We start from the raw sequence: 10,956 nt of genomic DNA on the forward strand, positions 1-10,956 counted from the left end.
TTCACATTTAAGAATGATGAGACAACAGTGTTAGAGAAATGGTCCCACCGCGCTGACCTCGCGGAGACAGCCATCAACGAGCGCCACGCGCAAGCCGTGTGGGGCTTGCCCCGTACCAACCTTGCCGTGGTGAGTTGGCCACCCACCACCAAAGAATCGCTCTTTGTGCACTGGCATTATTGGTGGCAGGCGCACTATTTGGACTGTCTTGTCGACGCCGCCTTGCGCAAGAACACCAAGGCCCGCCGCGCGCGCATTTCCGATACCATCCGCGGCATCCACGTACGCAACCTCCGTGCGCTGACGAAGAACCGCTACTACGACGACAAGGCCTGGATGGCCCTGGCTATTTCCCGTGCCGGTGAACTGAAGAAGCAGCGCCCCTACAAGAAGTTGGGCACCCTGCAGCACAACATCCGCGATGGCATCGATTCCCAGGTGGGCGTCCTGCCGTGGCGCGAAGGCGAGACCTTCCTCAACGTTCCCTCTAACGGGCCGGGCGCCATCATGCTCGCCCGCATGGGGCGCGTGGACGAGGCCCGCCACATCGTGGACTGGATCTACGACCACCTGATCGATGACGATGGCTTCGTCATGGACGGCATCCGCATGCGCATGGACGGGCAGGAAATCGTCCGCAACATCCACCCCTACTGCCAGGGCGTGGTGCTCGGTGCCTGCTTGGAGATTGTGCTGGCGCTGCGGAAGCAGACGGGCCTGCGCTCCGTGGAGGACATCGACACCATTCATGAGGCCGAGCTCGCCGCGGACATGATGGACTACACCACCCGGATCCGCGGCCTGGTCCAAGCGGTGGCCACGGGAATGGCAACGTATACGGGTGTCATTGATTGGCAGACTGGCGACGGCGACGGCGGCCTCTTCAAAGGCATCCTGGCCCGCTACCTGGCTGACGTGGCGGTGCGCCTGCCGGGTGATTCCCCGGCTAACCGCGCGACGAAGAAGTTGGCCGCGCGGCTGGTGACGGCCTCGGCGGAATCCGTGTGGGAACACCGCCTTGAGGTGGATGGTCTGCCCATTTTCGGCTCCGACTGGACCGCGGATGCGAAGCTGCCCCACAACTACGGTTTTGGGCCTTCCTCCTTAGGCCAGAAGGTGGGCATTATCCGCGTGGCCGAGCGCGATTTGTCCGTTCAATTGTCCGGTTGGATGTTGTTGGAAGCCTGCACCCGAATTGTGAAGTACAAGTCAGAATCCGCCTGACAGCAGGATTTGCCCAGCTAAAGGGGCTGTTTAAGCCCGTGGGAGCCGGGGTTTAAGTGAGGTCACACCGCTTCTCGCGGCGGAAAACCACAATAACAGGCATACTTGGATGTTGGAACGTGTTGTTTCGCTGGTTTGTGAGACGGCACGGCTTACTGCACAGCAACTCCAAAGGATGGAATTTCATGCCTATTGCAACCCCTGAGGTTTATAACCAGATGCTGGATACCGCCAAGAAGGGCGGCTTCGCATTCCCGGCAATTAACTGCACCTCCTCCGAAACCATCAACGCCGCACTCCGCGGCTTCGCCGAGGCTGAGTCCGACGGCATCATCCAGTTCTCCACCGGCGGCGCCGAGTTCGGTTCCGGCCTGTCCGTGAAGAACAAGGTTGCCGGCGCCAAGGCACTGGCTGCCTTCGCTCACGAGGCTGCAAAGCACTACGGCATTAACGTTGCGCTGCACACTGACCACTGCCAGAAGGAAGTTCTGGATGAGTACGTGCGCCCGCTGATCGCCTTCTCCCAGGAGCGCGTTGACCGCGGCGAGCTTCCGCTCTTCCAGTCCCACATGTGGGATGGTTCCGCTATCCCAATCGATGAGAACCTCGTGATCGCCCAGGAGCTCCTCGAGAAGGCCCACAACGCCAACATCATCCTCGAGGTTGAGATTGGCGTCGTCGGCGGCGAAGAGGACGGCGTTCAGGCCAAGGCCGGCGCAAACCTCTACACCTCCCCGGAGGACTTCGAGAAGACCGTCGATGCCCTCGGCACCGGCGAGAAGGGCCGCTACCTGCTGGCCGCTACCTTCGGCAACGTCCACGGCGTCTACAAGCCGGGCAATGTGAAGCTGCGCCCGGAGGTCTTGGATGAGGGCCAGAAGACCGTCGTGAAGAAGCTCGGCCTGGAAGAAGGCTCCCAGCCCTTCGACTTCGTCTTCCACGGCGGCTCCGGCTCCGAGAAGGAGAAGATTGAGCAGGCTCTGGGCTACGGCGTGGTCAAGATGAACGTGGACACCGACACCCAGTACGCCTTCACCAACCCGGTTGCCCGCCACATGTTTGCTAACTACGACGGCGTCTTCAAGATCGACGGCGAGGTTGGCAACAAGAAGGTCTACGACCCGCGCTCCTACATGAAGAAGGCTGAGCAGGGCATGGCTGACCGCGTGGTTGAGGCCTGCACCGACCTGCACTCCGTGGGCAAGACCGTTTCTAAGTAAACCAACGCTCAGCTGACGCCGGCTCCTCCTGGACGCCGTGCTGATTCAGCACATCTCAACAAGCCACCCTTCGCCCTCGAGGGGTGGCTTTTGCATACCCAACCCCATCATCAGAACGCGTAAAATACCGGAATCATGGAAGCGCAAGAGTCATCGTCGAATTCGTCACCGGGAGCCAAACGCGTCCGCAGGACTACCCGCGAGCAGCTGCGGTTGGTGGATAAATCTCTGAAGTCGCGCTTCACGCGTATTCGCAACCGCCTGGTGTTCATGATTCAGAGCACCCTCGGTGCCGGTTTGGCGTTCTATGTTGCGCATGACTTTTTCGGCCACGAGCAGCCCTTCTTTGCCCCGATGGCCGTCATCATCATCCTCGGCCTTTCGGGCAGTGACCGCCTCAAGCGCGCCGTCGACATGTCCATCGGCGGCATCGTGGGCGTGTTGGTAGGCACGCTGCTTGTCGACGCCCTCGGAACCGGCCCCATCCACATGACCATCATCATCGGTCTGGCGCTGGTGATCGGCTCCTTTGTCACGGGTTCGCAGATGGTGAGCAACCAGATCGTCATCGCTGCCATCCTTATCGCCACCATTCTTCCGCCGGAAGAAATGGGCGGGCTCTCCCGCGCCATCGACGCCATCATCGGCGCGGTCATCGGCCTCACGATGATTGTGCTGATTCCCTCCTCACCCCTGCGGGCGGGCCGTTCGGAAGTCTCGAAGGTCCTGGGCATTACGGCCTCGGTCCTCTCCGATGTCTCCAGGGGCCTTGCGGACAATGATCCCGAAACCATCATGGAGGCCCGCGATGCCGTGCGCGGCACGCAGGACGACATTAACAACATGCTCAACGCCACCAAAGGCGGTGCGGAGACCGCAAAACTCTCGCCCTTCCTGTGGAGCTCGCAGCGCAACGTCCGCTCGCTGGAGCGCATCCTTACGCCCGTCGATAACGTGGTTCGCGGCACCCGCGTGCTCTCCCGCCGCGCGCTCGTGCTCGCCGAGGACGGCGACCACGCCACAGCCGAGCAAGTGGAGCTTATCGACGAGCTAGCCGACATCACGATGGAGCTCTCCGACCTCTATACGCACCAAACTGCGCATGAGCGCCGCGTGGATGAGGCGCATGCCATTCCGGAGATAGTCAAACGCCTGCGCCAGTTGGCTGCGCGCTGTTCGATGGACGTCGCCGGCGAGGAAGCCGTGCTCTCCGCCTATGCTGTGCTGGCCCAGACCCGATCCGTCATCGTGGACCTGCTCATGGTGTGCGGCATGTCGCGTGAGTCCGCCGTGGCGCAGCTGGTACCCACCTCGAAGCACCCGGCCTACCCGCCGGAGGTGCGGGAAGAGGACTAGGGCTAAAAGGTCACGCCTCAGCTGCACAAAACTGGGGTATGTGTGCGCTTCCAACCAGCTTCGTAGGGAACACGGGGGAGTGGTAGAGTCTTCCGCAGACCGCCTAGGTGCATTGCACAATGCGCATGCGGTGAGGATTCGGTTTCGAGCCTAGTGCCGAAAAGGTAATGCTGGCCGAATCCTTCTTTCGTTTTCCTTCAACCGCGAGAATTAGGGCCGGACTATCTGTAGGTCCCGCAGGTGACGGTAGAACGTCACGCGCTTGACCGGCCTCTTGGCGCGGACTCCATCGACGTTGACGCTGAGCGCCGGCCCCCCTGCCTGTACCGCCCGGCCCTGCACGACGCTGGATGGGTCGAGCTGCCCTGGTTGGGCAGGCTTGCGCATGCGGGCGAAGAGCCCACGGCGCGGCGCTGCGTCCGCCTCAAAACTTGTCACCGCCTTCGCCGCCACGATGCCCGGCGCATCCGTCATCGGCACGAGCTTCGCACCGAAGACATCCTTCTCGCGGTCTGCGCGCAGCAGCACGGCATCGTCAACGATGATCTCACCGGTGATCTCCTCGTTCGACCACTCCGCAATCGTTGCCGAACCCGCCACGGCGAGGCCCGCATCATTGCGGATGAGCGGCACTGGCTTGACGGGTGCGGTCATGGCAAAGGTGAGAGCCTCCTCCGAGGCAGCACCTCGCTCGTCGAGAACTTGCCCCGGTTCTGGCAATTTCAGGCCCCAATTCAGCGCCGCGGTGGAGCGCTCCCCAGTTGGGACGTAGCCTACCTCGGCCCACAGGTAATCCGCCCGCATCATGCGCGTCAGCACGGCGCTCAGCGCGGCGTCGTTGCCAATGACCACGACGCGCAGCGGCTCACGCAGGAACGGTGCCTGGGGCGCTGGCCCCGGCGCCCCAAGGTGGCTCACGTCCGGCTGCGCGGCAATCTCATCCAGCGATGGGGTGGGGTCTTCCGGGAGAATCTCGCTGGCCAGGGTATCAATAGCCTTCAACTCCTGCCGGCTGGGAACCTCTGCGAAGCGGAAGTGCTCGACGCGTATTCCGCGCTGGGAGGCCTCAATGAGGGCAGTGGTGTGGGCGTCGGTGAAGTGGCCGCCGCAGTCTACAAGCGCACAGATCATACAAGAAGCATAGAAGCGTGGAAAGAGCTTCGCTAAAACACGCCATGCGCGGCATGCAGACAGTGGAGCTTTCCCCAGAAAAGTAGTGCACATCACAATGCGCCAGTAGGCTCCAAGGCAACGCCCAACTTCTTAGCAATCAATTCTTAAGTCCCTAACAGCCGGAGGTAAGTACCATGTCCACCCGATTGACAGTTCTTGCACTTGTATCCACCGCCGGGCTCCTGATGAGCTCGTGCAGCCTCATCGGCGGTGCGCTGACGGAAGCCGAGGAGCCAGCATTCATCGAGGCTGCCGCCGAGTCCACGACGAGTTCGGCGGCGCCTACTTCTTCGAAGGCCACGTCGACATCGAGCAGCACGTCCTCTTCGAGCGCCAACGCCGATTGCGATGACTCGAAGGAGCTCGAGGATACCGAGCTAAGCAAGGTCCTCGAGAATAAAGAAGCCTACGTGAAAGGCTCGACTGAAAAGTTTGAAGACGTGAGCGTCAGTGAAGATGAATACGACGCTTGCAAGTTCCTCAGCTACGCGGTGCTGGAGGGCACGTTCGATGGGGAGGATGTCAAAGTCCCCGTCTTCTTCACCAAGGGCGAACTCAAGGACGAGGATGCCCTCTACATCACGTCCACGTCCTTCGAAGTGGAAGAGGACGGTGAGGGCTATACTTATGAGTCCAAGACCGACGGTGACATCGTCGGTGTTAAGGGCAAAGTAAACAAGCGCCCAGGCGCCGAAGCCACCTCCATGGAAAACTCCTTCGATGGTGTGAATTCGGACATCTTCTTCATCGACGTGGATTCGGAACCGACTGAGTCCGCAGATTTGGCTGAGGATGAAGAAGACCTCCGCGGCGAAGAGCTCTTCACCATTTCCGCCGATGGCTGGAACATGGTCTGCGGCATCATTGAAGAAAACAACGCCATTGACTGTGCGCATGGCGACGGCAGGACTTGGGCCATCAAGGGTGGCAAGACCCCAATGCCGGAGGGCATGGAATTCAACTTGGTGACCTTCCTGCCGCTAGAGGGCAGTACTGAGTTCACTCAGTATGACGATGAAATCCCAACTAACGGCACAAAGATCGAGGGCAACGGGCTCTACCGAATCGGCATCGGTGATGTTGAAGCCCAAATCGCTGTTGTCGATGACGGCATCATCGTCAGCACCCCGGACAAGTCGCGGTTGATGTTTACCAATGACACCATCTACTTCGATGAGGAGGGCTCAGGCGACGGCAGCACCGACGATGAAAACACCGAAAACGTCTAGCCCACCCGTACCGACACCGCATCAATTCCTGATGACCATGTCACAAACCCACCGTCGTACCGCCATGCCGGGTAAAGTAGGTGCGTATTTGACTTCAATAAATAGGAAGTGACACCAACATGGCAGCGATCGTCATCGTCGGCGCCCAGTGGGGCGATGAAGGCAAGGGCAAGGCTACCGACATCCTCGGCGGCAAGGTCGATTACGTAGTGAAGCCCAACGGCGGTAACAATGCCGGCCACACCGTCGTGGTCGGCGGCGAGAAGTATGAGCTGAAGCTCCTTCCCGCCGGCATTCTTTCTGAAAACGCCACCCCGGTCCTGGGCAACGGCGTGGTCATTAACTTGGAGGCCCTGTTCGATGAGATCGATGGCCTCGAAGCCCGCGGCGCTAACGCTTCGCGCCTCAAGATTTCCGCCAACGCGCACCTCGTGGCGCCCTACCACCAGACCCTGGACCGCGTGCAGGAGCGCTTCTTGGGCAAGCGCGCTATCGGTACCACCGGCCGTGGCATCGGTCCTGTCTACGCCGACAAGGTTGCCCGCATCGGCATCCGCGTGCAGGACATTTTTGATGAATCCATCCTGCGCCAGAAGGTCGAGTCCGCCCTGGACATTAAGAACCAGATGCTGGTGAAGATGTACAACCGCAAGGCCATCGATCCGGAGCAGGTTGTGGAATACTTCCTGAGCTACCGCGATCGCCTGCGCCCGATGGTCATTGAGGCCGAACTGGAGCTGAACCAAGCCCTGGATGCTGGCAAGCACGTCCTAATGGAGGGCGGCCAGGCCACCATGCTGGATGTTGACCACGGAACCTACCCCTTCGTGACCTCCTCGAACCCGTCGGCCGGCGGTGCCTCGGTTGGCTCCGGCATTGGTCCTACGCGCATTAAGACTTCCCTGGGCATCATCAAGGCCTACACCACCCGCGTGGGCGCTGGTCCTTTCCCCACTGAGCTCTTTGACAAGTGGGGCGAGTACCTGCAGACCACCGGCGGCGAAATCGGCGTCAACACCGGCCGCAAGCGCCGCTGTGGTTGGTATGACTCCGTGGTGGCTCGCTATGCCACCCGCGTCAACGGTTTCACGGATTACTTCCTGACCAAGCTGGACGTGCTCACCGGCATCGGTGAGATCCCCATCTGCGTGGCCTATGACGTCGACGGCAAGCGCTACGACGAGATGCCGCTGACCCAGTCCGAGTTCCACCACGCCGAGCCCATCTTTGAGACCATGCCGGCTTGGGACGAGGACATCACTGACTGCAAGACTTTTGAGGACCTCCCGCAGAAGGCTCAGGATTACGTCCTGCGTCTGGAGGAACTCTCCGGCTGCCGCATTTCCTACATTGGTGTCGGCCCTGGCCGCGACCAGACCATCGTGCGCCACGACGTCATGCAGGACCAGTAAGGCGCCGGCCAGTCCAAGACGAACGAACCTCAGGCACCGCCTAACGGTGACGGTGCCGCGCAACAACCGCCCAGCTTCTCCCGTGTCACCGTGCACATGGCTATAGGAACCACCGCACGGGAGAGGCGGGGCGGTTTAATGCCTCTAATGCCTCTGAAGGGGGTTTGGGGGACGTCGCCAAGCAATGCAGCACCAGAAGTGTGCGATAATTCGAGAATGACTACCGTAGGCGACATCGCAGGCCACATCGGAACCCCTCTGACAGGAAACGCCACCAAGGTGCTTCTTTTGGGGGCGGGAGAGCTGGGCAAGCAGCTGGTAATTGCCTTTCAGAACTTAGGGCTGGAGGTCCACGCCGTGGACCGCTACGCAGGAGCACCCGCGCAGCAGCTCGCGCACTTTAGCTACATCGCAGACATCAGGGACCCACACAAGGTGTGGGAGCTTACAGAGCGCATTAAACCGGACTACGTGGTCCCGGAAGTGGAGACCGTCGCGGTGGAAGCACTGAAGCGTATCGAGGAATTCGGCACCACCGTCGTGCCGACGGCGCGGGCCTGTGAGCTCACACAGTGCCGCGAGAGCGTGCGTGAGGTGGCTGAGAGCATCGGCCTGCCCGTAACGGCCTATCGTTTTGCTGAGTCAGCTGAACAGCTGCAGGAGGCGGTGGGGGAGCTGGGCCTGCCGTGCATCGTGAAGCCGGATATTACGACCTCCGGCAAGGGGCACGTCCTTCTTAAGGAAGAAGAGGATGTGGAAGAAGCCTGGGCCATGGTGCGCCACGTGTCCTCCGATAACAAGCGCGTGGTTGTGGAGCGCTTCGTTGACTTTGACTATGAGGTCACGCTGCTCGCTGTGCGCTCCATCGACCCGGCTACGGGCAAGATGGCCACGTGGTTCAGTGAGCCCATTGGCCACCGCCACGAGAACGGTGACTTGGTGGAGTCCTGGCAGCCCATGGCGATGAGTGAGGATGCCTTGGCGAATGCACGCTCCGTTGCGGCGCGTATCTCCAACGAGTTGGGCGGGCGCGGCGTCTACGGTGTTGAGCTCTTCGTGGCGGGCGATGAGGTGTACTTCTCCTCCGTCTCACCGCGTCCTTTGGACACCGCCATGCTGACCGGATACACGCAGCGCTTCTCTGAGTTTGAGCTTCATGTCCGCGCGATTTTGGGCTTCCCCATTGACGTGACGATGGTCAGCCCTGGTGCTGCGGTCATCCTGCACGCGGACGCCGAGCTTGACGACGTCTCCTTCTCCGGCCTCGACACCGCCTTATCCTATGAAGAGACCGATGTGCGCCTGTTTGGCAAGCCCTGGGCCTACGCCGGACGCCGCATGGGCATGGTGGCTACGACCGCCGAGGACGTTGAGACCGCCCGCGACAGGGCAGCGCTTGCGGCCGGGAAGATTACTGTGGGGCCGAATGCTGATAAAACGATCCACGGTGATTCACAGCCCGTGGAGCCGACTGCCAATGCCGTCTCCGACATTGAGCTGATTGAGGTGCCGGAGCCGGTTGTCGACGTCGACCCGAAACTCATTCGCTCCACCGACGATTAAAGAAACAGTGACGTTATAAGTTAAGGGGAATGGTACCCCACGCCTTGGCAGGGGAATGGGGTACTGAATGTGATTGAAGTGGCTGCGTGTTACGCACGGCCACTTCTGTGCATTTCTGGGGGGCTACTTGTCGGCGGGCCAGAGTGATGCGTGCGAGCCATCTTCCGCCGGGGGAGCCGGTTGGCGTAGCACCGCCTTAAGGAAACACTTATGCAAAAACTTAAGAAACCTTAAATGGAGAAATCTAAGAAAATCTGGGTTATGTGCTATGTCAACATTTAGGGGAACGTATTGGCGACGAACGGCTTAAAGGTCAAGCGCACAGCACGTTTTACCTGCTAAATTATCGCCCAATGGGGGTATAAGGAAAAGTTATGCAGCAATCAACTATCTTGCGGCTAGCTGTGAGCGATGATAGTATCCTGAGTGGACTATAAGAGTACGTCAGATTCTTAAGGAGAATCGCCGGTCAGGGTGTAAAAACCTACGTCCAGATTTCAGATTGTCTCAGCGGAAACTTACTGCTGTGCAGAACAACTTGTAGACATTCACATCATTCGAAGAGGAAACGATGAGTAAATTAAGGAATATCTCCAGAGAGGGGTGGATGGTCCTTACTGCTGTTTTCACAGCAATAGCAGTGATTGCGGCCATGGTCACTGTTCCCTGGACGAAGGCGGATGCGGCTGAGCCGACCGACTTCAAACCGAACATGACCCTGGGCGGTCAAGTTGGCAAGGTTGTTGAGTCTAACTGGGGCACCTTGGTGTGGGCTGGAACGCCTACTAAAGATATGGGGGGAAACAAGGGGAACAACGTCGGATGGGCATTCTGCATTGACTCGTACGCGTTGGTCCCTAAGGACACTGGCAAGCTCTATGACAAGAGCAGTGCCTCGAAGCTTGAGATTAATCCAGATTATCGTGACGCGGTAATCGGCCTAGCGATCCATCAAAAGGCGGCACTTGCTGCAGGTGACAAACAAGCGGCTGTTAATGATTCTGTATATATCTCTGCCCTAGCAGGTGCAGGAAATTCGGACAGGATGAAGGCTGCGAAGGCTATTACAGGATCTGCGCCGAGCTATGGTCAGCCGAACCCGAGCATTCCGAACTTTCCGGGATTTACTGGTAATGCCGAGGAGTTCACTAAGGCTACCGGTTTTGAGATTGTCAATGACGAAACTCCAGTCTTCCGTAAGGTTTTCGATGTTCCGAGCCAGCCGGATGAGTACTTCATTACTATTGTCATCCCAGGAAAAAACGCGGATGGAACAGCCCAGCGTGTAATGCCGCCTGACCAGCCGGGCCTGCCCGGTGGGGCGAAGATTTCGACGAATGCTGACTTTGCGAATGGTGCAACTGAGGTTGTTGCTGGTGCGCAGGTTAACGATACGGTGACCTATGAGGGTCTGGTTCCGGGTAAGGAATACACCCTTAACGCTGAGCTGATTTCCAAGGAGGACGGTAAGACCGTTCTGGGTAAGGGTGAGAAGACCTTTACTCCGGATGCTGCTAACGGCGAAGTTGTCGTTGAGATCACTGTTGATGAGTCTGTGACGGAGCCGGTTGAGGCTGCGGTTGCTTTCGAGGAGTTGACTTCTGTTGAGGTCGACAAGGATGGCAAGGAGACTCCGGATAATACTTCGGACAACCCCATCGCTGAGCACAAGGACATCGACGATGAGGCTCAGACTGTGACCTCTAAGGAGGAGCCGTCTGAGTCCACTACTCCGGAGAACCCGGGCGAGTCCACTACTCCGGAGAATCCGGGTGAGGA

The 10,956-nt window shown here is 59.4% G+C and carries 8 protein-coding genes; 6 read left to right on the top strand and 2 right to left on the bottom strand.

The window, feature by feature from the left end; translation table 11 throughout:
- Nucleotides 1-27 precede the first annotated feature (27 nt).
- The 3 genes from HMPREF2792_RS06655 to HMPREF2792_RS06665 all read left to right on the top strand — a co-directional run bounded on the left by HMPREF2792_RS06655 (nucleotide 28) and on the right by HMPREF2792_RS06665 (nucleotide 3,800).
- Nucleotides 28-1,224 (top strand): glycoside hydrolase family 76 protein, encoded by a 1,197-nt coding sequence (locus tag HMPREF2792_RS06655; protein WP_070523604.1) that lies wholly within the window; start codon nucleotides 28-30, stop codon nucleotides 1,222-1,224.
- A 185-nt stretch (nucleotides 1,225-1,409) separates the two neighbouring features.
- Complete coding sequence (gene fbaA / locus HMPREF2792_RS06660; protein ID WP_070523601.1) at nucleotides 1,410-2,444, top strand: class II fructose-bisphosphate aldolase; 1,035 nt, start codon at nucleotides 1,410-1,412, stop codon at nucleotides 2,442-2,444.
- A gap of 135 nt (nucleotides 2,445-2,579) precedes the next feature.
- Nucleotides 2,580-3,800, top strand: coding sequence for an FUSC family protein (locus HMPREF2792_RS06665; RefSeq protein ID WP_070532110.1), 1,221 nt, complete (start codon nucleotides 2,580-2,582; stop codon nucleotides 3,798-3,800).
- A gap of 210 nt (nucleotides 3,801-4,010) precedes the next feature.
- Here HMPREF2792_RS06665 and HMPREF2792_RS06670 read toward each other — a convergent pair whose 3' ends face one another.
- Entirely contained in the window at nucleotides 4,011-4,931 is a 921-nt protein-coding gene (locus HMPREF2792_RS06670; RefSeq protein WP_070532112.1) for a hypothetical protein, read from the bottom strand.
- A 1,045-nt stretch (nucleotides 4,932-5,976) separates the two neighbouring features.
- Nucleotides 5,977-6,024, bottom strand: a complete 48-nt coding sequence (locus HMPREF2792_RS13450; protein ID WP_118781210.1) for a hypothetical protein — start codon at nucleotides 6,022-6,024, stop codon at nucleotides 5,977-5,979.
- A gap of 297 nt (nucleotides 6,025-6,321) precedes the next feature.
- Here HMPREF2792_RS13450 and HMPREF2792_RS06680 point away from each other — a divergent pair, with 297 nt between their 5' ends.
- The 3 genes from HMPREF2792_RS06680 to HMPREF2792_RS13005 form a co-directional block, all read left to right on the top strand.
- A complete protein-coding gene (locus tag HMPREF2792_RS06680; protein WP_070523587.1) occupies nucleotides 6,322-7,614 on the top strand; it encodes an adenylosuccinate synthase in 1,293 nt (430 codons plus the stop codon).
- A gap of 216 nt (nucleotides 7,615-7,830) precedes the next feature.
- Nucleotides 7,831-9,177: a formate-dependent phosphoribosylglycinamide formyltransferase gene (gene purT / locus HMPREF2792_RS06685; RefSeq protein WP_070532119.1), complete on the top strand. Its 1,347-nt coding sequence runs from the start codon at nucleotides 7,831-7,833 to the stop codon at nucleotides 9,175-9,177.
- A gap of 652 nt (nucleotides 9,178-9,829) precedes the next feature.
- A partial coding sequence (locus HMPREF2792_RS13005) for a VaFE repeat-containing surface-anchored protein (protein ID WP_198530305.1) occupies nucleotides 9,830-10,956 on the top strand: 1,127 nt, incomplete at its 3' end.

Source organism: Corynebacterium sp. HMSC068H04 (assembly GCF_001811255.1).
GTDB lineage: Bacteria > Actinomycetota > Actinomycetes > Mycobacteriales > Mycobacteriaceae > Corynebacterium > Corynebacterium hesseae.

Bases quoted from the DNA above. Each gene is read 5' to 3' on its own strand.
- fbaA (WP_070523601.1), top strand. From the start codon at position 1,410: ATGCCTATTGCAACCCCTGAGGTTTATAACCAGATGCTGGATACCGCC.
- HMPREF2792_RS06665 (WP_070532110.1), top strand. From the start codon at position 2,580: ATGGAAGCGCAAGAGTCATCGTCGAATTCGTCACCGGGAGCCAAACGC.
- HMPREF2792_RS06670 (WP_070532112.1), bottom strand. From the start codon at position 4,931: ATGATCTGTGCGCTTGTAGACTGCGGCGGCCACTTCACCGACGCCCAC.
- HMPREF2792_RS06680 (WP_070523587.1), top strand. From the start codon at position 6,322: ATGGCAGCGATCGTCATCGTCGGCGCCCAGTGGGGCGATGAAGGCAAG.
- purT (WP_070532119.1), top strand. From the start codon at position 7,831: ATGACTACCGTAGGCGACATCGCAGGCCACATCGGAACCCCTCTGACA.